This window comes from Chimaeribacter coloradensis (genome assembly GCF_002858715.1).
Lineage (GTDB): Bacteria > Pseudomonadota > Gammaproteobacteria > Enterobacterales > Enterobacteriaceae > Chimaeribacter > Chimaeribacter coloradensis.
Genome location: NZ_PJZH01000009.1, coordinates 1 through 23454 on the forward strand (window position 1 = coordinate 1; position 23454 = coordinate 23454).

Below are 23454 nucleotides of genomic sequence, written 5' to 3' on the forward strand. Positions count from 1 at the left end.
TTTTGTGCATCCGAAGATGCTGGATATCGTCTTGTGAGTGCCCACACAGATTGTCTGATAAATTGTTAAAGAGCAGTCGTTACCGGTATGTTTCTCGGTAACGCGGGAGGTGCATATTACGCTTTCCCGCTGAAGAGTCAAGCTTTATTCTCAAAAGAATTTGGCGTTTCCGCCGGCTTATCTCTTCCTGACCCGGCGACGTGTTGGTCGTTGTTCCCGGTCAGTGGAGGCGCATTATAGGGAGTTCCGCGCAGGCTGCAACCCCTAAATTCAAAAAAACATTCAACCGGCTAACGTTTAAACAAAGTGCGGTTTAAACCGGCAATTTCATGCTTTTTCTTACTTTCCAGGGCCGGTTTTGCCCATAATCGGTAAAGTAGAGGCTGCTTCACAGACGTCATTCAGGATAACCATCATGCCGATTAATGCGCAGCAACAGGCTGCCCAGCGCAATCTTTCCTATCTCCTCGCAGAGAAAATCGCTCAGCTGCTGCTGTCCGGGCATTATAAAGAAGGAAGTATTCTGCCGGGTGAGATGGAGCTGGCCGGAATCTATGGCGTCAGCCGCACTGCAGTACGTGAAGCGGTGAAAACATTGGCTGCCAAAGGCATGGTATTGCCGCGCCCCCGTATTGGTACGCGGGTCATGCAGCAGGCTAACTGGAATTTTCTCGATCAGGATTTGCTGGCGTGGTGGATGAACCGGGAGAACAGTGATGAAGTGATGCGGCACTTCCTGATTATGCGCACCGCTCTGGAACCGCAGGCCTGCTTTCTGGCTGCCACCCAGGCCACCGCAGACCAGAAACACCGTCTTTCTTTATATATGGGGGAAATGCGCGCGCTGGATGCCCAATTTGATCGTGAACGCTGGATTACGGTCGATGGCCAGTTCCACCAGCTGATCTATGAAGCCAGCGCCAACCCGTTCCTGACCTCCTTTGCCAATCTGTTCAGCTCGGTCTATCACCGCTACTTCCAGACCATCACCGGCAATGAAGTGATTAAGCTGCGCCACCACCATGCCATTGTTTCTGCCATTCTGGCATCTGATGGCCCGGCGGCGCAGGCAGCCTGCCTGGCATTGCTGACAGACGCGGGCTGATCAGCGGGTGCTGACGGAATCACGCACACGTAGCTCCGGCGTTAATACCAGAACCTGAGGCCCGGCCGTGGGGTTGTTCAGCCGGTGCAGCAAGGTATCAATCGCCAGTTCCCCTAAGTCATCTTTTGGCTGATGCACCGTGGTTAAGGGCGGCGTCATATATTGGGCCAGCTCAATATCGTCATACCCAATGACAGCCATATCCGCGGGGATCGACAGGCCGTGCTGATAAAGCGCCTGATAGACGCCGACGGCCATCGCATCATTACTGGTAAAGACAGCCTCCGGTGGCTGCGGCAGCGCCAGAAGCCGGGACATCGCCGTCATGCCGCCCTGAAATTCAAAATCACTATAGATGATGTACTCTTCCGGCACCGGCAACCCCGCCTGATCCATAGCACGCTGGAAACCGGCCAGCCGCGCCCGCGCCGGGGTTTTATCCTGCGGCCCGGCGATGCAGGCGATACGGCGGTAGCCCTGGCTGAGCAGGTAGCGCGTCGCCAGCTCTCCCCCCAGCAGCGAGTTATCCTGAATGATGTCGTTGGCATCGCCAAAAGGTGCCCAGTCCATCATCACTATCGGCAGGGAAGGGTAGCGGCGCAGGGCATCCTGAGACGGGATATGGGTCTCCGTGCACATCAGCAGTAATCCATCCACGCGCTTTTGCAGCAGCATCTCCAGATTACGGTTCATGCGGTCCACATCCCCTTCGGTATTACAGATAATCAAACTGTAACCACGCTCATAGCAGCTGCGCTCCACACCGCGCACCAGCTCCGCATAGAAAGGGTTGCTGCTGGCGGTCAGCAGCATACCGATAGTATGGGTCTGATTGATTTTCAGGCTGCGCGCCAGGGCGGAAGGGGCATAGTTCAGCGTTTCAATCGCCACCAGCACCTTTTCACGGATGCTGTCACTGACAAACCGGTTGTTATTGATGACATGGGAGACGGTGGAGGTCGAAACACCCGCCAGCCGGGCGACATCTTTCATTGTGGCCAAACATCACCCCTGTTGTTGTAGGAACGCGTCGATCTCGTTACGCCATGGTACGGAGGGCTGAGCACCCGGCCGGGTCACGGCAATGGCCGCCGCGGCATGGGCGAACCGTACGGCACCGGCCATGGGCTGCTGGTCAAGCAAGGCGGTGATCAGCGCCCCATTAAAGGTATCACCCGCGGCAATGGTGTCCACGGCATTCACCCGGAAACCGGGAATAAGCTGACCCACACCGTTTTCGCTCAGCCAGACGCCGCGGCTGCCCAGGGTAATCAATACTGTCGCGATCCCTTTGTCATGTAACCAGGCGGCAGCGCGGGCGGCCTCATCATTATTACTGACCGCGATACCGGTGAGCGCTTCCGCTTCCGTTTCATTGGGCGTAATCATATCCACGCAGGCCAGCAGCGCATCGGGCAGGGCGCATGCCGGGGCCGGGTTGAGAATCACTTTAGTCTGGTGCGCTTTTGCCAGTGCGGCCGCGGCCATCACGGTCTCCAGCGGCGACTCCAGCTGCATCAGCAGGGCGGAGGCGTCGATAATCTCCTGATGATAACGGGAAAGGTGCGCGGGTGTCAGCGCGGCATTGGCCCCGGCGTGAATACCGATGACGTTCTCCCCCTCGGCGTTGACCATAATCAACGCCACCCCGGTCGTGGTGTCAGGCACTGCTTCCACCGGCCGGATATCAATATTGTCTGCCGCCAGTTGCCGGCGCACGCGTTCGCCGATGTCATCAGCGCCTACGCAGGCAATAAAGGTAATCTCTGCCCCGCTGCGCCCGGCGGCGACCGCCTGGTTCGCCCCTTTACCGCCAAAGGCCACCTGATACTGAGACCCGATCACCGTCTCGCCGGGGCGTGGGAAGTGTGCCGTGTTCAGAATATGATCGGCATTGATACTGCCGATGACCACTAACTTGCCTCTCTTCATCGCTGTTCTTCCTGATCCCGTCTCTGATAAAAGTACGCCGCCTCACAGGGGGCGGCGCATTGTCCTGGCTCCTGCCGGATTATTTCGTCACCAGCGACAGATCAACCGGGTTAACCGCGGCGACCTTTTCACCTTTCAATACCTTATCCGCCGTCTGCACGCCAATCACACCGATTTGGTCAGGACGCTGGGCGACGGTGGCCGCCAGTTTACCACCCTGTACCGCTTTGATGCCGTCTGCGGTGCCGTCAAAGCCGACGATTAACACATCGCTTTTGCCGGCGGTTTGCAGGGCGCGCAGTGCACCGAGGGCCATCTCATCGTTCTGGGCAAACACGGCCTGCACATCCGGGTGGGCCGTCAGCAGGTTCTGCATCACGTTCAGCCCTTTGGTGCGGTCGAAATCGGCCGGCTGGCTCGCCAGCAGGGCAAAGTGGTTCTTCTCCTGCGCCTGTTTGAAACCTTCGCCGCGCTCACGGGCGACAGAGGTCCCGGCGATACCCTCCAGTTCGATCACTTTTGCGCCGTTGCCCAGTTTTTTGGCAATAAACTCACCGGCCATCGCGCCGCCTGCACGGTTGTCAGAGGCGATATGGCTGACGACCGTACCGTGGGTCGCCACGCGGTCGAGGGTGATAACCGGGATATTGGCCTGGTTCGCCATCTTCACCGCATTACCGACAGCGTCAGAATCCGTCGGGTTAATCAGCATCAGCTTAGTGCCGCGGACGGTCAGGTCCTGCACGTTGGCCAGCTCTTTCGCCGGGTTGTTTTGCGAGTCCAGCACCACCAGGTTATAGCCCAGTTTATCGGCCTCTTTTTGCGCCCCCTCTTTCATCGAAACAAAGAAGGGGTTGTTCAGCGTGGAGACCACCAGCGCCAGGGTATCTTTTGCCAGTGCATTGGCGCTGAAGGTCGCCGTCAGGGCCACTGCTGAAACCAGCGTCGCCAATTTTTTCATCATCATGGTAAGCGTCCTGTGTAGAAAGGTAATCGGAAAAGTTATTTGCTGCTTTTGTTATCCACCAGCACCGCCAACAGAATCACCACAGCTTTGACGATCATCTGGTAGTAGGAAGAGACGCCGAGCAGGTTCAGCCCGTTATTCAGGAAGCCGAGGATCAGCGCGCCAATCAGCGTGCCGACAATCCGCCCTTTGCCGCCCGCCAGGCTGGTGCCGCCCAGTACCACGGCGGCAATCGCATCCAGCTCGTAGCCGGTCCCGGCGGTAGGCTGGGCCGAGGAGAGGCGCGCCACTTCAATCAGGCCCGCCAGCGCTGACAGCAAACCGCTCAGCCCGTAGACGATGATTTTGACTTTATTGACGCTGATGCCGGAGAGGCGGGTCGCGGCTTCATTGCCGCCCAGCGCATAGATGTAGCGGCCCAGGCGGGTGTGGTGGAGCATGTACCAGGCAGCGAGGAACACGATGGCCATCAGCCAGACCGGGGTCGGAATGCCGAGCGGGCGGCCGATGCCGAGCCAGCCGAAGGTATCGGCAACCTCAGAGAAGCCGGTATTGACCGGGCTGCCGTTGGTGTAGACCATCGTCACGCCGCGTAACAGCAACATCATCACCAGGGTGGCGATAAAGGCCTGCACTTTGCCTTTTGCCACAATCGCCCCGGTGCCGGCACCGATCAGCGCCCCCAGCCCCAGCGCGGCGGCCCCGGCCAGGAAGGCGTTGGTTTCCATGCCCACCAGCGACGCGGCGACCGCGCCGGTCAGCGCCAGCAGTGACCCGACAGAGAGGTCAATGCCGGAGGTCAGTATCACCAGCGTCATTCCCACGGCCATGATGGCGTTGACGGAAGTCTGTTGCAGGATGTTGAACAGGTTATTCAGGCTGAAAAAGTTCGGGCTCATTGATGACACCACCGCGATCAATACCGCCAGCGCAATCAGTGACTTCTGTTCCAGCCACCAGGCTTTGTTGAACCAGCGCTTGGCCGGCAATACGTGACTACTCATGAGTTAATTCCTGTGTTGCGCCATAGAGCTTGCCGACAGCCGCAGCCATCAGCACTTCCTGGGTCACTTGTTCGCGGGTGAATTCGCCACTGATGCGCCCTTCATGCATAACCAGAATGCGGTCGCTCATGCCCATCACTTCCGGCATATCGGAAGAGACAAGAATGATGCTGAGGCCATCCTGCTTAAACTGGTTGATCAGCTGGTAGATCTCTTTCTTGGCCCCCACATCGACACCGCGGGTCGGCTCATCCAGGATCAGGACTTTGGGCCGGGTCATCAGGCCGCGGGCAATGGCCACTTTCTGCTGGTTCCCGCCGGAGAGCAGGCCGATAGGCTGCTCCATCGACGGGGTTTTGATATTGAACAGGCGGATGAAGTCGCTGACCGCCTGCTGCTCATCGGCATGGCGCAACCGCCCGGCCTCTTTGCTGAAATAGCGCAGTGCCGTCAGGGACATGTTCTCTTTCACCGACATCCCCAGCACCAGCCCATCGTGTTTGCGGTCTTCCGAGATATAGACGATGCCGTTTGCCAGCCCCTCCTGGGGCGTACGGGCGGTGACGTCGCGCCCGTCGATCTCGACAGAACCGCTGCGGCGGGGCAGGGCACCGTAAAGGATCTTCATCAGTTCGGTGCGGCCGGCCCCCATCAGGCCGGAGATGCCGAGGATCTCACCACGATGCAGGGTAAAACTGACCTGCTCCACGCCCGGGCCGCTGAGGTTCGCCACCCGCAGGCGGCGCTCCCCTTGCGGCAACAGCAGGCGAGGGTACTGATCCTCCAGTTTCCGGCCGACCATCATCTCAATCAGCGTGTCTTCGTCCAGCGAGCTGACGGCACGCTCCGCGATAAACTGCCCGTCCCGGAAGACGGTAACGTCATCGCAAATATCGAAGATCTCTTTCATCCGGTGGGAGATGTAGACAATCCCACACCCCTGCGCACGCAGCTCACGGATCACGCTGAACAGGGAGGCGGTTTCGGTATCGGTCAGGGCATCGGTGGGCTCATCCATGATGATGACGCGCGAGTCAAAGCTGAGGACTTTGGCAATCTCCACCATCTGCTGATCGCCAATTGACAACTCGCCCACCAGCCGGTCACTGCGGTGGCGGACATTGAGCCGCGCCAGTAACTTGCCGGCTTCTGCGTGCATCTTCTTCCAGTCGATACAACCGAACCGGTTTACAAACTCGCGGCCCAAAAAGATGTTTTCCGCAATGGTGAGCTGCGGGATCAGGTTCAGCTCCTGATGAATGATGCCGATGCCCGCCTCCTGGGACGCTTTCGGCCCGGCAAAACTGGCCTCTTTCCCCAGAAACTTCAGGCTGCCCGCCTCTTTCTGGTAGATGCCGGTCAGCACCTTCATCATGGTGGACTTCCCGGCCCCGTTCTCCCCCACCAGCGCCATCACGCGGCCGGGGTAAACAGACAGCGCCGCGCCCGACAGGGCTTTGACGCCGGGGAAGGATTTCACAATGCCTTTAAGTTCCAGCAACGCTTGCATAAGGGGCCTCAGAAGGTCACGCCGGCACAGAGGATGACATTGGCGTAAGGCGAGCATTCGCCGGTACGCACAACGGCACGGCTCTGCCCGCTTTGTGCTTTGAATGCCTCATGAGGGATGTAGCCAACCTCAATGGCGTTGCCCTGCCGTTCGCCCAGCTGCGCCAGGTGTTCACACAGCTGCTGGTGGATGGCAGGGTTATGCGCTTTCAGCTCCTCAGCCAGGATGACGCGCTCTACCTGCATCTCCTGCGTCACCACGCTCAGCACCGCCATAAAACCGGGTACGCCATGGGTCAGCGCCAGGTCGATGCGCTGCGTGGTGGCAGGCACCGGCAACCCGGCATCAGCAATCACCACCTGATCGGTATGCCCGAGTTTGGCGATCACATAAGAGAGTTCAGCATTCAGTAAGGCGGCTTTTTTCATGGCTAGGCTCCGTCAGCGAAACGTTTCGCTGCCAGCAGTGTAAAAAAACCGGTTAAGAAGGCAAAAGGAAAGAGAGAGAAATGTGATCACCATCGAAACGTTTCGCTGGCAGATAAGAAAAGCGGGCCTGACGCGGGGCGAACAGCGCGGTACGCGCCATAAAAAAGGGCTTCCGGAGAAGCCCTTTGTCGTCAGATTTCGACCTGGGTGCCGAGTTCAATCACCCGGTTAGGCGGGATTTCAAACTGGTCAGGCGCGCGCAGGGCGTTACGGCTGAGCGTGACAAACAGCTTGCCGCGTAACCGGAGATACCAGGGGCGTTTGCCCACAATCAGCGATTCATGGGACATAAAGAAGGAGGTTTCCATCATCCGGCACGGCAGCCCCTCAAGGCCGCAGCGGTGGAAGATCTCCTCCACGTTAGGCGTCTCTTTAAAGCCATAGCTGGCGACCACGCGCCAGAAAGTCGGCGAAAGCTGTTCAATCGCCACCCGGCGGACGTTATGCACGAAAGGCGCATCTTCCGTGCGCAGGGTCAGCAGCACCACGCGCTCATGCAGCACTTTGTTGTGCTTGAGGTTGTGCAGCATGGCAAACGGGATCACGTTAATAGCGCGTGACATATAGACCGCCGTCCCCGGTACCCGCACCGGCGGGGATTTCTCCAGCGATGCGATCATCGCATCCAGGGAGTTACCGTGCTCATGCATGCGGCGCAGCAGGCGGAACCGCTCGCTTTTCCAGGTCGTCATGATGACGAACATCACCAGCCCCAGCACCAGCGGCAGCCAGCCACCGGAGAAGAGTTTGGTGGCGTTGGCCGCAAACATCGGCACATCAATAATCAGCAGGGCCGCCAGCAACGCGCCCACCAGCACCACATTCCAGTGCCAGTTTTTCAGCGCCACGGTGCAGGAGAGGATACTGGTCAGCACCATGGTGCCGGTCACGGCGATGCCGTAGGCCGCTGCCAGATTACTGGAGTGCTCAAAGCTGACAATCACGATCACGACCGCCACGTAGAGCGTCCAGTTGATCACCGGGATATAGATCTGGCCCGATTCCATCTCAGAGGTGTGGATGATGCGCATCGGCGGCAGGTAGCCCAGCCGCACGGCCTGGCGCGTCAGGGAGAAGACGCCGGAGATCACCGCCTGCGAGGCGATAACCGTGGCCAGCGTTGCCAGCAGCATCAGCGGAATCAACGCCCAGTCAGGCGCGAGCAGGAAGAACGGGTTCTTGATCGCTTCCGGGTTTTTCAGCAGCAGCGCGCCCTGGCCAAAGTAGTTCAGCACCAGCGAAGGCAGCACCACGCTGAACCACGCCAGCCGGATAGGGAACTTCCCGAAGTGGCCCATATCGGCATACAGCGCTTCGACCCCGGTAATCGACAGCACCACTGCGCCCAGCGCAAAGAAGGAGGCGGCTTTGTGGGTGACGAAGAAGTTAATCGCCCAGGCCGGGTTCAGGGCCTGCAACACTTCCGGGTTGTCCATGATGCTGCGCGCGCCCAGCAGTGCCAGCGCCAGGAACCAGACCAGCATCACCGGCGCGAACAGCTTACTGACGCTGCCGGTGCCGTGCTTCTGAATCATAAACAGCAGCGTCAGCACGGCGATGGAGCAGGGAACAATATAGGGATCGAGGGAAGGCGCGGCGATCTCCAGGCCTTCAATCGCTGACAACACCGACACCGCCGGGGTGATCACCACCTCGCCATAGAAGAAGCTGCCGCCAATCAACCCAAGGATCACCAGCACCGCGGTGGTCCGGGCGGACGTGTTGCGCCCCGCCAGCGACATTAATGTCAGAATCCCGCCTTCCCCGGCGTTATCTGCCCGCATCACATACGAGAGATATTTCAGGGAAACCACCAGGATCAGCATCCAGAAAATCAGGGAGAGAAACCCGAACACGACGTCGGGCTGAACATCAAAACCGTAATGGCCGGAAAAACACTCTCTTAAGGTATAGAGAGGGCTGGTACCAATATCACCATAGACAACCCCGATAGCGGCCAGGGTCATGGCTGACAATGACTGTTTATGCGCTGTGCTCATAACTCGTTTCTTTTGCTGGAACATCCATAAGCGATGCGTGCGCTGATTCCGTTACGCCCACCCAAAACCGCACAGTATGCATGATTTACCATGATTGCCTATCCTTATATTCCCGCGCAAACCCGGCAGCCGGGCGCGCTCCGGGATTTACTGAGAATAGAAAATTACTGAGAATCAACAAGCTAACGCAGTAAAAAATAAGTGTGGATTATTCTTATACCGCAAACCAGAATGCGGTAACTGAAAGAAAACGAAGAGTAATCATGGTGAACGCAACGGGGTTGGCTGACCGCATCGCACGGCTCAGCAATGCGCTTGAGAGTGGTCTTTATGAACGCCAGGATGCCATCCGGCTCTGCCTGCTGGCAGCGCTATGCGGTGAGAGTGTTTTTCTGCTGGGGCCGCCGGGCATTGCCAAGAGCCTGATCGCCCGCCGGCTGAAGTATGCGTTCCGCCATGCACGGGCGTTTGAATACCTGATGACCCGTTTCTCCACGCCGGAAGAGGTGTTCGGGCCGCTGTCGATCCAGGCGCTGAAAGATGAGGGGCGTTACCAGCGCCTGACGCGCGGCTACCTGCCGGAGGCGGAGATCGTCTTCCTGGATGAGATCTGGAAAGCCGGCCCGGCGATTCTGAATACCCTGCTGACCGCCATCAACGAGCGCCGTTTCCGCAATGGTGATGATGAGGCTGCCATCCCGCTGCGGCTGCTGGTGACCGCCTCCAACGAACTGCCGGAAGCGGACAGCAGCCTGGAAGCGCTGTATGACCGGATGCTGATCCGCCTGTGGCTGGATAAAGTGCAGGAAAAGCAGAATTTCCGCGCCCTGCTGACGCACCGCACCGCTGAAAATGAGAACCCGGTGCCGGAGAGCCTCAGCATCACCGACGAGGAGTTTCACCAGTGGCAGCACGACATCAATGCCGTTACCCTGCCGGATGCGTGCTTCGAACTGATTTTCCAGCTGCGTGAGCGGCTCGATGCGCAGGAAAGCGCGCCTTACGTCTCCGACCGGCGCTGGAAAAAAGCGCTGCGTCTGTTGCAGGCCAGCGCCTTCTTCAGCGGCCGCCGCGCCATCTCGCCGGTGGATCTGATCCTGCTCAAAGATTGCCTCTGGCACGACCTCAACACCTATACCCTGTTCCAGCAGCAGCTTGAGCAGGTGATCACCACCCAGGCCTATCAGCAGCAGAGCCTGATGCTGCAAATCCATCAGCTTCACCAGCAATGGCAGCGTGAACAGCAGCAGCTCAGCGACAGCCAGGCGATCAAAGTCAGCAAAAAGGCGGCCATGTTCAGCCGGACGCCCCATTACGTGCTGGTGCTGGAGAGCGAGGAGACCTCGCTGACGCTGCTGCTGCATACCCCGCTGCACCTGCATGAGATTCAGGTGACGCACCTGCTGGTGGAGAGGGCCGAGCTGGACAGCTGGCTGCAAAAAGGCGGCCCGATGCGGGCGAAGCTTAACGGCATCGGGTTTGCCCAGAATGTGGAGCTGGAGGTGGATGAAAAACTCCAGTTGTCGGTGCTGGACGTCAGCCGCCAGCGCTCGGTGCTTTCCCTGCCGGGGGAGCAGCAGCAGGCCACGGTCTCCCCTGAAATCAGCGCCCAGCTTGATACCCTGGCGGAAAAACTGGCCCAGCAGCGCCGGCTTTTCTCCTCGCACCAGCCCTGCCTGTTTGTGCCCGCCGCCTGGCTGGCCAAAATTGAAGCCAGCCTGATGCAGGTCGCGGAGCAGATAAAACAGCAGCAACAGACCTTCCGCGGTAAATAGATCATGATGAGCCTGCATACGCTGGATATGCTGCTGGCCATCAATCAGGGTGAGCTGATTGAGGAGATCATCATCAGCCTGCTGGCCACGCCGCAGCTGGTGGTGTTCTTTGAGAAATTCCCGCGGCTCAAGCGCGCCCTGCTGAAAGATCTACCCGCCTGGAAACAGACCCTCTCCCGGCGCATCAATGAGGCGACCGTTCCCCCGGCGTTGGCGAAAGAGTTCTACTTTTATCAGCGCAGCATGACGGAAAGCCCCACGGCATTTTACCAGCATCTGCCCGGCATCGTGCGCGATCTCAATGCCATGGACTCCCCCTTCGCCCCGGAAGCGCAGACACTGCTGGAGAGCGCCGATCTCCGCCACCCGGCCGGCGACAGCCTGCAGACCCTGTTTATCCAACGCTGGCGTCTGAGCCTGACCCTGCAGGCGATCACGCTGCACCATCAGCTGCTGGAGCAGGAGCGCGAACAATTGCTGGCCGATCTCCAGCAGCGGCTGGCGATGAGCGGCGCGCTGGCCCCGCTGCTGGCGGAAAACGACAGCGCGGCCGGGCGGCTGTGGGATATGAGCCGGGGTGAACTCCATGCCGGGAATTACCGGCAACTGCTGGACTACGGCGCGTTCCTGCAACAGCAGCCGGAGCTGAACCGGCTGGCAGAGCAACTGGGCCGGAGCCAGGCCGCGAAAAGCGTCCCGCAGGATAATGCGGCGATGGAGCCTTACCGTACGCTGGTGCGTGAGCCGGCCGCCGTACCGGAGCAGGTCGGCGGCATTCACCAGAGTGATGACATCCTCAGGCTGCTGCCCACCGAACTGGCAATGCTGGGGCTGAGCGAGCTGGAGTTTGAGTTTTACCGGCGCCTGCTGGAGAAGCAGCTGATGACCTATCGGCTTCAGGGCGATGCCTGGCATGAGCGGGTTATGATGCGCCCGGTCACCCACCATCAGCAGGAGGAGCAGCCGCGCGGCCCCTTTATTGTCTGCGTGGATACCTCCGGCTCTATGGGCGGCTTCAATGAACAGTGCGCCAAGGCGTTCTGCCTGGCGCTGCTGCGGATCGCGCTGGCCGACAAGCGCCGCTGCTTCATTATGCTGTTTGCCACAGAGATCGTGCAGTATGAACTCACCGCCGGCAGCGGGATCGAACAGGCGATCCGCTTCCTCGGCCAGCACTTCCGCGGCGGCACCGATCTGGCGGCCTGTTTGACGGCCACGCTGACCAAAATGGAGGATCGCGCCTGGTTTGATGCCGACGCGGTGGTGATCTCCGACTTCATCGCCCAGCGCCTGCCCGACCCGGTGGTAGAGCAGATCCGCCGGCACCGGCAGATCCATCAGCAACGTTTCCATGCCGTGGCGATGTCATCCTACGGCAAACCGGGGATCATGCGTATTTTCGATCACATCTGGCGCTTTGACACCGGGCTGAAAAGCCGCCTGATGCGCCGCCTGCACCGTTAGCCCCGCCCGGTACGCCTTCCCCAGCGATAACCATAGCCCTGCCGCAGCAGATCCTCTATCTTCTGGGACATTGTATGTCCTGACGCTGAGGTGGAAAAAGTGACAGAAGTTTATCAAATCGACGATCTCGATCGCGGCATCCTGAACGCCCTGATGGAGAACGCCCGTACCGCCTATGCCGAGCTGGCCAAGGTATTTAACGTCAGCCCCGGCACCATTCATGTGCGGGTAGAGAAGATGAAGCAGGCGGGCATCATCACCGGTGCCTGTGTGCAGGTGAACCCCAAGCAGCTGGGGTATGACGTCTGCTGCTTTATCGGCATCATCCTGAAAAGCGCCAAAGATTACCCCTCCGCCCTGAAAAAACTCGACAGCCTGGAAGAGGTGGTGGAAGCCTATTACACCACCGGGCACTACAGCATCTTTATTAAGGTGATGTGCCGATCGATAGATGCCCTGCAACAGGTACTTATCAACAAGATCCAGACCATTGATGAGATCCAGTCCACGGAGACGCTAATCTCCTTACAGAACCCGATCATGCGGGCGATCTCGCCCTGATCGTAAAAAAGCCATACCCATATTGTCCACAGGTAGATCCCAGCTGATTCACAGCGTACAATACGCCCTCTTTATATCAGGTGGGATCATTATGGCTGACATTACCCTGATCAGCGGCAGCACCCTCGGCAGTGCCGAGTATGTCGCTGAACATGTGGCTGAGAAACTGGAAGAGGCGGGGTTTTCAACGGAAACGCTGCATGGCGCAGAACTGGCTGACCTTACCCCGTCAGGGATCTGGCTGCTGGTGACCTCAACGCACGGTGCCGGTGAACTGCCTGATAACCTCCAGCCATTGCTGGATGAGATCGAGGCGCAACAGCCGGATCTCTCCCAGGTCCGTTTTGGGGCGATCGGGCTGGGCAGCAGCGAATACGATACCTTCTGTGGCGCGATCAAAACGATCGAGTCGGCATTGATCGCCCGTGGGGCTAAAAAGATCGGTGATCGCCTTGAGATCGACGTGACGCAGCATGAGATCCCGGAGGACCCCGCTGAAGAATGGGCGGTCAACTGGATTAATTTACTCAAATAAGCTCAAAGATCACGCGATCAGTTGTGGATAACTACCGTTTAAAGCTGGGTAAAACCCGTAGTTATCCCAATAACAACCTTACCCCCCAAACAGGCCTGTGTATAAAGTGCCGATCTGATCCCAGCTTATACGCGCCAGGATCACCGATCATTCACAGCTAATGATCCGTGCTAATCCGTTGGATCAGATAGAGAATCCAGAGTTATACACAGAGGATCGCGATCCTAATAAGAGATCTAATAAAGAGATCTTTAAATAAAAAGATCTTCTTTTAATTACCTGCGATCCTAAGCTGCTTGGTTGCACGGCTAAACTTCAGTAGAATCCCCGACCCCAGGGCAAACCACGATCATTCGCATAACCGCGAGGTGCAGTACCATGTTTTATCCAGACCATTTTGACGTCATCATTATCGGCGGAGGCCATGCCGGTACCGAGGCTGCCATGGCGGCTGCCCGGATGGGTCGTCAAACCCTATTATTAACGCATAACATTGATACGCTTGGACAAATGTCCTGCAACCCGGCGATCGGTGGCATCGGAAAAGGACATCTGGTTAAAGAAGTGGACGCCCTTGGCGGGTTAATGGCCACTGCCATCGATCATGCAGGGATTCAGTTTAGGATACTAAACGCCAGCAAAGGGCCGGCAGTCCGGGCAACGCGTGCACAGGCCGACCGGGTGCTTTACCGCCAGGCGGTACGCACAGCGCTGGAGAACCAGCCGAACCTGATGATCTTCCAGCAGGCCGTTGACGATCTGATCGTGGAAAACGATCGGGTCGTGGGTGCCGTAACCCAGATGGGCCTCAAATTCCGCGCCAAAGCGGTGGTGCTGACTGTGGGCACCTTCCTTGATGGGAAGATCCACATCGGCCTTGAAAACTTCAGTGGGGGCCGCGCAGGCGATCCTCCGGCGATCTCGCTGTCACGCCGTCTGCGTGAGCTGCCGTTGCGCGTTAACCGCCTCAAGACCGGTACCCCGCCGAGGATCGATTCCCGTACCATCGATTTCAGCGTGCTGGATGAACAGCATGGTGATACTCCGGCACCGGTGTTCTCGTTCATGGGCAATGCATCACAGCACCCACGGCAGATCCCGTGTTACATCACCCATACCAACGAGCAGACGCACGACGTGATCCGCCAGAACCTGGATCGCAGCCCGATGTACGCCGGGATCATCGAAGGGATCGGCCCGCGTTACTGCCCGTCGATCGAAGACAAGGTGATGCGCTTTGCCGATCGTAACGCCCACCAGATCTTCCTGGAGCCGGAAGGGCTGACCAGCAACGAAATTTACCCGAACGGCATCTCCACCAGCCTGCCGTTTGATGTGCAGATGCAGATTGTCCGTTCCATGCGCGGCCTGGAGAATGCGCGCATTGTGCGGCCGGGTTACGCCATCGAGTATGATTTCTTCGATCCGCGCGATCTGAAACCGACGCTGGAGAGCAAGTTCATCCAGGGCCTGTTCTTTGCCGGGCAGATCAACGGTACCACCGGTTATGAAGAAGCCGCCGCGCAGGGGCTGCTGGCCGGTCTGAACGCCGGCCGTTACGCCAATGAGGATGAAGGCTGGGCACCGCGCCGCGATCAGGCTTACCTCGGCGTCCTGGTGGATGACCTCAGCACCCTGGGCACCAAAGAGCCGTACCGCATGTTTACCTCGCGGGCGGAATACCGCCTGATGCTGCGTGAAGACAATGCCGATCTGCGTCTGACGGAGAAGGGACGTGAGCTGGGCCTGGTGGATGATGTGCGCTGGGCGCGCTACAGCGAGAAAGTCGAACAGATTGAGCAGGAGCGTCAACGCTTGCGCAGCCTGTGGGTGCACCCGCACTCTGAACAGGTGGAGCAGGTCAACGCCCTGCTGAAAGCACCGCTTTCACGTGAAGCCAGCGGCGAAGAGCTGCTGCGCCGTCCTGAGATGACCTATCAGCAGATGATCGGCATGCCGATGTTCGCACCGGGCCTGAGCGATCCGCAATCGGCTGAGCAGGTTGAGATCCAGGTCAAGTACGAAGGCTATATCGCCCGTCAGCAGGATGAGATCAACAAGCAGCAGCGTAACGAAAATACCCTGTTGCCGGCGGATCTGGACTACCGTGAGGTGTCCGGCTTGTCGAATGAGGTGATCGCCAAGCTCAACGATCACAAACCCAGCTCGATTGGCCAGGCTTCACGCATTTCGGGGATCACCCCGGCCGCCATCTCCATTTTGCTGATCTGGCTGAAAAAACAGGGCCTGCTGCGCCGCAGCGCCTGAGCCTGACTGGCTGAGCCGTCAGCCTGTGTGCCGGCGGCTCTTCTCCCTTGTGTGACCTTCCCTGAATGATGATTAGCCACAGCCCTGACGCTGTGCCAAAGGAATTACCCGTGCTGCAAAAACTCGACGCGTTGCTCAACCAGGCCGGCATTGTGTTACCCGATCAGCAGAAGCACCAGTTGCTGGCTTACGTAGGGATGCTGGATAAGTGGAACAAAGCCTATAATCTGACGTCGGTGCGTGATCCGCGTCAGATGCTGGTGCGCCACATTCTCGACAGCATTGTGGTGAACCCGCACCTGCAAGGCAGCCGCTTTATTGACGTCGGTACCGGGCCGGGCCTGCCGGGCATCCCGCTGGCGATCGTGCGCCCCGATGCCCACTTCACCTTGCTGGACAGCCTGGGCAAGCGCGTGCGCTTTTTACGGCAGGTGCAGCATGAGTTAGGGCTTACTAACATTACGCCGGTGCAGAGCCGCGTGGAGGCGTTCCCGGCAGAGCCGCCGTTTGACGGCGTGATCAGCCGTGCCTTCGCCTCCCTGCAGGATATGGTTTCCTGGTGCCATCACCTGCCGGCCGCGGGCCACGGGCGTTTCTATGCCCTGAAAGGGGTTCGCCCGGATGATGAACTCGCGACGTTACCCGAGAGGGTAGGGGTGGAGCAGGTCGTGAAATTGACGGTGCCTGAGCTTGAAGGTGAGCGTCACCTGGTGATCCTGAAAGCGCAGTGATTTTGCGCTTTATCAAGAAAGCGTCACTCTGGCAGCCGTTGCGGGCGTTAACATAAGCTTGCTAATTATATTGGCCGATATGCGCAACGGTTACCAATATTTCACAGAGTCGTAGCATGGTTATTTAGCGGTTTACTTCGGCAGCGGAAAATAGGCCAGTTTGTTAATGAGAGTAGTTCTCAAATAAGCCGATTAAATGTAATATTTTTGTTGCTTATTTTTGGGGTGAAATGTCACAAAAAGGTTTGAATTAAGTATTTATCTTATTTTTGCCGGTTCGCAATTTAGCGGATTGATTTTTATAAGGTTTAAAAATCAATGTGGCGTTGCATCCGCGCCCGGCGTGCATTTGCTTAATGTGACGAACCTATTTTCTGTGATCTTGTGCACACTTATATGCACGGTAGTGGAATAATCAGACAATTATTATCTTGTCATTCCGGGGATAGTTTCCTTAGGAAAATAGCCCTACAGAATTAAATTTAAATAATTGTTCACCTTTTCGCTACTTATCGATTGAATTCGCTTGAGTGAACCGTATAATTTGCTCGGTTTTTGCTGCTTGACTCGGTCTTACAAAGGCAGTTTTATACGACACTCAGCATACCTCCACTGAGTTACGGAGAGAACAAACGTCATGTCTGCGTCCCTTTACAGCGGGAAGGTTGCCGTAAAACTGCTGTTGGTGCAGTTATTGACCTTTGTTCTGCTCAGTGCCGTATTTGGGCTAAAAGGCCTGGAATGGAGTGTTTCTGCTTTAGCCGGCGGGTTAGCCGCCTGGTTACCGAATGCACTGTTTATGCTGTTTGCGTGGCGTCACCAGGCAAATACGCCACTCTCTGGCCGAGTCGCCTGGTCGTTCGCCATCGGAGAAGCGTTGAAGGTTGTCATCACCATTGTGTTGATGATAATCGCCCTGGGTGTGCTCAAGGCGGTGTTCATCCCGCTGGGTATAACCTATCTCTCGGTGTTGCTCACGCAGATACTGGCACCAGCCGTGATTAACAGTTACCGCTCATAGCGGTTTTTGTATCTAACTACAAAAGGGTAAGAGGCATCATGTCTGCATCTGGAGAAATCTCTACTCCTCAAGAGTATATCGGTCACCACCTGACTCAGCTGCAGGTGGGAACGGGATTCTGGTCGATAAACATCGATTCGATGTTTTTCTCCGTGGTCCTCGGTCTGCTCTTTCTGGTTATTTTCCGTAAAGTAGCAAAAAACGCCACCAGTGGCGTCCCTGGCAAACTGCAAACAGCCGTTGAGCTGGTTGTCGGGTTTGTCGACAGCAGCGTGCGTGATATGTATCACGGCAAGAGCAAGGTGATTGCACCGCTCGCGCTCACCGTTTTCGTCTGGGTTTTCCTGATGAACATGATGGACCTGCTGCCTATCGACCTGCTGCCTTATCTCGGTGAACATGTCCTCGGGCTTCCTGCCCTGCGTGTGGTGCCTACCGCTGATGTGAACATCACATTGTCGATGGCATTGGGCGTATTCATTCTGATTCTGTTCTACAGCATCAAAATGAAAGGGGTTGGCGGCTTCGTTAAAGAATTGACGATGCAGCCGTTCAACCACCCGGTATTCATTCCAATCAACCTGATCTTGGAAGGTGTCAGCCTGCTGTCCAAACCTGTTTCTCTGGGTCTGCGACTGTTCGGCAACATGTATGCGGGTGAGTTGATCTTCATCCTGATTGCCGGTTTGCTGCCGTGGTGGTCACAGTGGGTTCTGAGTGTGCCGTGGGCCATTTTCCACATCCTGATCATTACGCTGCAAGCCTTTATTTTCATGGTTCTGACGATTGTTTATCTGTCGATGGCGTCTGAAGAACACTGATTTTCTTTCAACACTACTGCGTTTAACTGAAACAAACTGGAGACTGTCATGGAAAACCTGAGTATGGATCTGCTGTACATGGCTGCCGCTGTGATGATGGGCCTGGCGGCAATCGGTGCTGCGATCGGTATCGGCATCCTGGGTGGTAAATTCTTGGAAGGCGCTGCTCGTCAGCCTGACCTGATTCCTCTGCTGCGTACACAATTCTTCATCGTTATGGGCCTGGTTGACGCCATCCCGATGATCGCTGTTGGTCTGGGCCTGTACGTGATGTTTGCGGTCGCCTAGTAGAGATTTTTCTCGACCGTAGACCACATCAAACTATTAACTTTGAAAGAGGCATTGTGCTGTGAATCTTAACGCAACAATCCTCGGCCAGGCCATCGCGTTCGTCCTGTTTGTCTGGTTCTGCATGAAGTATGTATGGCCGCCGATTATGGCTGCCATCGAGAAGCGTCAGAAAGAAATCGCTGACGGTCTCGCTTCAGCAGAACGTGCCAAAAAAGATCTGGACCTCGCGCAAGCCGATGCGACCGACCAGCTGAAAAAAGCCAAGGCCGAAGCCCAGGTGATCATTGAGCAAGCCAACAAGCGTGGCTCTCAGATTGTCGAGGACGCAAAAGCCGAAGCAGAGCAGGAACGTAACAAAATCGTGGCGCAAGCACAGGCTGAGATCGAAGCCGAACGTAAACGCGCTCGTGAAGAGTTGCGTAAGCAAGTCGCTGTACTGGCAATTGCTGGCGCCGAGAAGATCATTGAACGTTCCGTGGATGAAGCTGCTAACAGCGACATCGTTGATAAACTGGTCGCTGAACTGTAAGGAGGGAGGGGCTGATGTCTGAATTTGTCACGGTAGCTCGCCCCTACGCCAAAGCAGCATTTGACTTTGCCGTTGAGCACCAATGCATCGACCGCTGGCAGCACATGCTGGCGTTTACCGCTGAAGTGACGCGCAACGAACAGATTAAAGCCTTGCTTTCCGGTGCTGTTGCACCGGAAACCATGTCTGCAACGTTCATTGCCGTATGTGGTGATCAACTCGACCAAGCCGGCCAGAACCTGATTAAGGTCATGGCCGAGAACAACCGTTTATCCGTCCTTCCTGAAGTGTTAGAGCAATTTATTGCGCTGCGTGCCTCTCTTGAGGCCACGGTCGAAGTCGAAGTGATTTCCGCCACCACACTGAATGATGCCCAGCTGGTAAAAATTACCGCTGCGATGGAAAAACGTCTGTCACGCAAAGTTAAGCTGAATTGCAAAATTGATAAGTCTGTCATGGCCGGCGTCGTAATCCGCGCGGGTGACATGGTGATCGACGGCAGCGTACGCGGCCGCCTGGATCGCCTGGCAGACGTCTTGCAGTCTTAAGGGGACTGGAGCATGCAACTGAATTCCACCGAAATCAGCGAACTGATCAAGCAGCGCATTGCTCAGTTCAATGTAGTGAGCGAAGCTCACAATGAAGGTACTATTGTTTCCGTCAGCGACGGGATCATTCGCGTACACGGCCTGGCCGATGTGATGCAGGGTGAGATGATCGCCCTGCCCGGCAACCGTTACGCCATTGCACTTAACCTGGAACGCGACTCTGTCGGTGCTGTAGTGATGGGCCCGTACGCGGACCTGGCTGAAGGCATGAAGGTGAAATGCACCGGCCGTATCCTGGAAGTTCCGGTTGGCCGCGGCCTGCTGGGCCGTGTGGTCAACACCCTGGGTGCGCCTATCGATGGTAAAGGGCCGGTCGACAACGACGGCTTCTCCCCGGTTGAAGCTATCGCTCCGGGCGTTATCGCCCGTCAATCCGTTGATCAGCCGGTTCAGACCGGTTACAAATCTGTGGATGCGATGATTCCAATCGGCCGTGGCCAGCGTGAGCTGATCATCGGCGACCGCCAGACCGGTAAAACCGCGCTGGCGATCGATGCGATCATCAACCAACGCGACTCCGGCATCAAATGTATCTACGTGGCTATCGGCCAGAAAGCGTCCACCGTGTCTAACGTGGTACGTAAACTGGAAGAGCACGGCGCACTGGCCAACACCATTGTTGTGGTAGCGACCGCGTCTGAATCCGCTGCATTGCAATACCTGGCTCCGTATGCCGGTTGCGCCATGGGCGAATACTTCCGTGACCGCGGTGAAGATGCCCTGATCGTTTACGATGACCTGTCCAAACAGGCTGTGGCTTACCGCCAGATCTCCCTGCTGCTTCGTCGTCCGCCGGGCCGTGAAGCGTACCCGGGTGACGTGTTCTACCTCCACTCCCGTCTGCTGGAGCGTGCTGCGCGTGTTAACGCTGAGTACGTTGAAGCTTTCACCAAAGGTGAAGTGAAAGGTAAAACCGGTTCTCTGACAGCGCTGCCGCTGATCGAAACGCAGGCGGGTGACGTTTCCGCGTTCGTTCCGACCAACGTAATCTCGATTACCGATGGTCAGATCTTCCTGGAATCCAACCTGTTCAACTCCGGTATCCGTCCTGCGGTTAACCCAGGGATCTCCGTATCCCGTGTGGGTGGTGCAGCACAGACCAAGATCATGAAGAAACTGTCCGGTGGTATCCGTACCGCACTGGCACAGTATCGTGAACTGGCTGCGTTCTCTCAGTTCGCTTCCGATCTGGATGACGCGACGCGTAAACAGCTGAGCCACGGTCAGAAAGTGACCGAGCTGCTGAAACAGAAACAGTACGCGCCGATGTCCGTTGCTCAACAGGCCCTGGTGCTGTTTGCTGCTGAGCGCGGTTATCTGGAAGACGTCGAAGTGTCCAAAGTGGTGAGCTTCGAAGCTGCCCTGATGGCCTTCGCCGATCGCGAACACGGTGATCTGCTGAACCAAATCAACCAAACTGGCGGTTACAACGATGAGATTGAAGGCAAGCTGAAAGGCCTGCTGGATACCTTCAAAGCAACCCAGTCCTGGTAACGCTGAACGGTCCTGCTGTTTGAAAGAACAGCAGGCCGTCTGGCAATGAGGAGAAGCAGAGATGGCCGGCGCAAAAGAGATACGTGGTAAGATCGCAAGCGTGCAAAACACGCAGAAGATCACAAAAGCGATGGAGATGGTCGCCGCCTCCAAAATGCGTAAATCGCAGGAGCGCATGGCAGCCAGCCGTCCTTATGCAGAGACCATGCGCAATGTGATTGGTCACCTTGCGTTAGGTAATCTGGAATACAAACACCCCTACCTGGACGACCGCGATGTGAAGCGCGTTGGGTATCTGGTGGTGTCTACTGACCGTGGTCTGTGCGGCGGCTTGAACATTAACCTGTTCAAGAAACTGCTGGCAGACATGAAAGGTTGGTCCGATAAAGGCGTTCAGGCCGATCTGGCTGTGATTGGTTCGAAAGCGGCCTCTTTCTTTGGCGCCGTAGGCGGCAACGTGGTTGCCCAGGTCACCGGCATGGGGGATAAACCTTCCCTGTCTGATCTGATTGGCCCGGTGAAAGTGATGCTGCAAGCCTACGACGAAGGTCGTCTGGACAAGCTTTACATCGTCAGTAACAAGTTTATCAATACGATGTCCCAGGTTCCGCAGGTTGTTCAACTGCTGCCGCTTCCGCCTGCGGAAGATGGCGTGCTGGAGAAGAAATCCTGGGATTACCTGTATGAACCCGACCCGAAAGCGCTGCTGGATACCTTGCTGCGTCGCTATGTGGAATCACAGGTTTATCAGGGCGTCGTGGAAAACCTGGCCAGCGAGCAGGCCGCACGAATGGTCGCGATGAAAGCCGCAACCGATAACGGCGGTAGCCTGATCAAAGAGCTTCAGTTGGTATACAACAAAGCCCGTCAGGCCAGCATCACTCAAGAACTTACCGAGATCGTCTCGGGGGCCGCTGCGGTTTAAGCTAGGTTTACGAATTACGTAGAGGATTCAAGATGGCTACTGGAAAGATTATCCAGGTAATCGGCGCCGTAGTGGACGTCGAGTTCCCTCAGGATGCCGTACCGAACGTGTACGAAGCACTTGAGGTTGACAACGGCGCGTCCAAACTGGTGCTGGAAGTTCAGCAACAGCTGGGTGGCGGTGTTGTCCGTTGTATCGCAATGGGTACCTCCGACGGCCTGCGCCGTGGGTTGAACGTTCTCAACCTGGAACACCCGATCGAAGTACCGGTAGGTAAAGCTACCCTGGGCCGTATCATGAACGTATTGGGTGAACCCATCGACATGAAAGGCGACATTGGTGAAGAAGAGCGTTGGGCTATCCACCGCGCGGCACCAAGCTACGAAGAGCTGTCCAGCTCCCAGGAACTGCTGGAAACCGGCATCAAGGTTATCGACCTGATGTGTCCGTTCGCTAAGGGCGGTAAAGTCGGTCTGTTCGGTGGTGCGGGTGTAGGTAAAACCGTAAACATGATGGAGCTGATCCGTAACATCGCGATCGAGCACTCCGGTTACTCCGTGTTTGCAGGCGTGGGCGAGCGTACCCGTGAAGGTAACGACTTCTACCACGAAATGACCGACTCCAACGTTATCGACAAAGTATCCCTGGTGTATGGCCAGATGAACGAGCCGCCGGGTAACCGTCTGCGCGTGGCACTGACCGGCCTGACCATGGCTGAGAAGTTCCGTGACGAAGGCCGTGACGTTCTGCTGTTCGTGGACAACATCTACCGTTACACCCTGGCCGGTACTGAAGTATCCGCACTGCTCGGCCGTATGCCGTCTGCAGTAGGTTACCAGCCGACCCTGGCGGAAGAGATGGGCGTTCTGCAGGAGCGTATCACCTCGACCAAGACCGGTTCTATCACCTCCGTACAGGCCGTTTACGTCCCTGCGGATGACTTGACTGACCCGTCTCCGGCGACCACCTTCGCCCACCTGGATGCTACCGTGGTACTGAGCCGTCAAATCGCTTCTCTGGGTATCTACCCGGCGGTTGACCCGCTCGACTCCACCAGCCGTCAGCTGGACCCGCTGGTTGTTGGTCAGGAACACTATGATGTGGCGCGTGGCGTGCAGTCTCTGCTGCAACGTTACCAGGAGCTGAAAGACATCATCGCGATTCTGGGTATGGACGAGCTGTCTGAAGAAGACAAGCTGGTTGTTGCCCGTTCCCGTAAGATTCAGCGCTTCCTGTCCCAGCCGTTCTTCGTGGCAGAAGTATTCACCGGTGCACCGGGCAAATACGTCTCCCTGAAAGACACCATCAGCGGCTTCAAAGGCATTATGGACGGTGATTACGACCACCTGCCGGAGCAGGCGTTCTACATGGTTGGCTCCATTGATGAAGCAGTGGAAAAAGCCAAGAAACTGTAACGCTTTGAGA

At 57.0% G+C, this 23454-nt stretch carries 22 protein-coding genes; 15 read left to right on the forward strand and 7 right to left on the reverse strand.

All coding sequences use genetic code 11. The features are described from left to right. Window positions 1-415: 415 nt before the first annotated feature. Window positions 416-1105 carry a FadR/GntR family transcriptional regulator gene (locus CYR32_RS10645; RefSeq protein WP_101824384.1) on the forward strand — a complete coding sequence of 230 codons (690 nt, stop codon included), beginning with the start codon at window positions 416-418 and terminating at the stop codon, window positions 1103-1105. Here CYR32_RS10645 and rbsR read toward each other — a convergent pair whose 3' ends face one another. The 7 genes from rbsR to kup all read right to left on the reverse strand — a co-directional run bounded on the left by rbsR (window position 1106) and on the right by kup (window position 9006). Then, window positions 1106-2107 carry a ribose operon transcriptional repressor RbsR gene (gene rbsR / locus CYR32_RS10650; protein WP_101824385.1) on the reverse strand — a complete coding sequence of 334 codons (1002 nt, stop codon included), beginning with the start codon at window positions 2105-2107 and terminating at the stop codon, window positions 1106-1108. A 3-nt stretch (window positions 2108-2110) separates the two neighbouring features. After that, complete coding sequence (rbsK, locus tag CYR32_RS10655) at window positions 2111-3037, reverse strand: ribokinase (protein ID WP_101824386.1); 927 nt, start codon at window positions 3035-3037, stop codon at window positions 2111-2113. Between the two features lie 79 nt (window positions 3038-3116). Then, window positions 3117-4004 carry a ribose ABC transporter substrate-binding protein RbsB gene (rbsB, locus tag CYR32_RS10660; RefSeq protein WP_101824387.1) on the reverse strand — a complete coding sequence of 296 codons (888 nt, stop codon included), beginning with the start codon at window positions 4002-4004 and terminating at the stop codon, window positions 3117-3119. Window positions 4005-4039: 35 nt separating this feature from the next. Next, window positions 4040-5008: a ribose ABC transporter permease gene (rbsC, locus tag CYR32_RS10665; RefSeq protein WP_101824388.1), complete on the reverse strand. Its 969-nt coding sequence runs from the start codon at window positions 5006-5008 to the stop codon at window positions 4040-4042. Continuing rightward, entirely contained in the window at window positions 5001-6518 is a 1518-nt protein-coding gene (rbsA, locus tag CYR32_RS10670; RefSeq protein ID WP_101824389.1) for a ribose ABC transporter ATP-binding protein RbsA, read from the reverse strand. Before rbsA ends, rbsC begins: the two co-directional genes overlap by 8 nt. Window positions 6519-6526: 8 nt before the next feature. Next, window positions 6527-6946, reverse strand: coding sequence for a D-ribose pyranase (rbsD, locus tag CYR32_RS10675; RefSeq protein ID WP_101824390.1), 420 nt, complete (start codon window positions 6944-6946; stop codon window positions 6527-6529). 191 nt (window positions 6947-7137) lie between these two features. Continuing rightward, window positions 7138-9006, reverse strand: a complete 1869-nt coding sequence (gene kup, locus CYR32_RS10680) for a low affinity potassium transporter Kup (RefSeq protein ID WP_101824391.1) — start codon at window positions 9004-9006, stop codon at window positions 7138-7140. A 263-nt stretch (window positions 9007-9269) separates the two neighbouring features. On the opposite strand from kup, the gene ravA reads away from it, so the two are divergent. From ravA to atpD, 14 genes are all read left to right on the forward strand, one after another. Further along, window positions 9270-10781 carry an ATPase RavA gene (ravA, locus tag CYR32_RS10685; RefSeq protein ID WP_101824392.1) on the forward strand — a complete coding sequence of 504 codons (1512 nt, stop codon included), beginning with the start codon at window positions 9270-9272 and terminating at the stop codon, window positions 10779-10781. Window positions 10782-10784: 3 nt separating this feature from the next. Beyond that, entirely contained in the window at window positions 10785-12245 is a 1461-nt protein-coding gene (viaA, locus tag CYR32_RS10690; protein ID WP_101824393.1) for an ATPase RavA stimulator ViaA, read from the forward strand. A 99-nt stretch (window positions 12246-12344) separates the two neighbouring features. Further along, window positions 12345-12806, forward strand: coding sequence for a transcriptional regulator AsnC (asnC, locus tag CYR32_RS10695; protein ID WP_072927924.1), 462 nt, complete (start codon window positions 12345-12347; stop codon window positions 12804-12806). Between the two features lie 91 nt (window positions 12807-12897). Then, window positions 12898-13341: an FMN-binding protein MioC gene (mioC, locus tag CYR32_RS10700; RefSeq protein ID WP_101824394.1), complete on the forward strand. Its 444-nt coding sequence runs from the start codon at window positions 12898-12900 to the stop codon at window positions 13339-13341. 378 nt (window positions 13342-13719) lie between these two features. Then, window positions 13720-15609, forward strand: coding sequence for a tRNA uridine-5-carboxymethylaminomethyl(34) synthesis enzyme MnmG (gene mnmG, locus CYR32_RS10705; protein ID WP_101824395.1), 1890 nt, complete (start codon window positions 13720-13722; stop codon window positions 15607-15609). A 110-nt stretch (window positions 15610-15719) separates the two neighbouring features. After that, on the forward strand, window positions 15720-16340 hold the full coding sequence (gene rsmG / locus CYR32_RS10710; RefSeq protein ID WP_101824396.1) for a 16S rRNA (guanine(527)-N(7))-methyltransferase RsmG: 621 nt from the start codon (window positions 15720-15722) through the stop codon (window positions 16338-16340). Between the two features lie 637 nt (window positions 16341-16977). Continuing rightward, complete coding sequence (gene atpI / locus CYR32_RS10715) at window positions 16978-17361, forward strand: F0F1 ATP synthase subunit I (RefSeq protein WP_101824397.1); 384 nt, start codon at window positions 16978-16980, stop codon at window positions 17359-17361. A gap of 38 nt (window positions 17362-17399) precedes the next feature. Further along, window positions 17400-18182: a F0F1 ATP synthase subunit A gene (atpB, locus tag CYR32_RS10720; RefSeq protein ID WP_072927856.1), complete on the forward strand. Its 783-nt coding sequence runs from the start codon at window positions 17400-17402 to the stop codon at window positions 18180-18182. A 48-nt stretch (window positions 18183-18230) separates the two neighbouring features. After that, window positions 18231-18470, forward strand: coding sequence for a F0F1 ATP synthase subunit C (gene atpE / locus CYR32_RS10725; RefSeq protein ID WP_004093904.1), 240 nt, complete (start codon window positions 18231-18233; stop codon window positions 18468-18470). Between the two features lie 61 nt (window positions 18471-18531). Further along, window positions 18532-19002 carry a F0F1 ATP synthase subunit B gene (gene atpF / locus CYR32_RS10730; RefSeq protein ID WP_072927854.1) on the forward strand — a complete coding sequence of 157 codons (471 nt, stop codon included), beginning with the start codon at window positions 18532-18534 and terminating at the stop codon, window positions 19000-19002. 14 nt (window positions 19003-19016) lie between these two features. Continuing rightward, window positions 19017-19550: a F0F1 ATP synthase subunit delta gene (gene atpH, locus CYR32_RS10735; RefSeq protein WP_101824398.1), complete on the forward strand. Its 534-nt coding sequence runs from the start codon at window positions 19017-19019 to the stop codon at window positions 19548-19550. A 12-nt stretch (window positions 19551-19562) separates the two neighbouring features. After that, window positions 19563-21104 (forward strand): F0F1 ATP synthase subunit alpha, encoded by a 1542-nt coding sequence (gene atpA / locus CYR32_RS10740; RefSeq protein ID WP_072927851.1) that lies wholly within the window; start codon window positions 19563-19565, stop codon window positions 21102-21104. Between the two features lie 61 nt (window positions 21105-21165). Further along, the gene (gene atpG / locus CYR32_RS10745; protein WP_101824399.1) at window positions 21166-22029 is read left to right on the forward strand and encodes a F0F1 ATP synthase subunit gamma; all 864 of its coding nucleotides are present in this window, start codon (window positions 21166-21168) and stop codon (window positions 22027-22029) included. Between the two features lie 32 nt (window positions 22030-22061). Then, window positions 22062-23444: a F0F1 ATP synthase subunit beta gene (atpD, locus tag CYR32_RS10750; protein WP_101824400.1), complete on the forward strand. Its 1383-nt coding sequence runs from the start codon at window positions 22062-22064 to the stop codon at window positions 23442-23444. The last annotated feature ends 10 nt before the right edge of the window (window positions 23445-23454 follow it).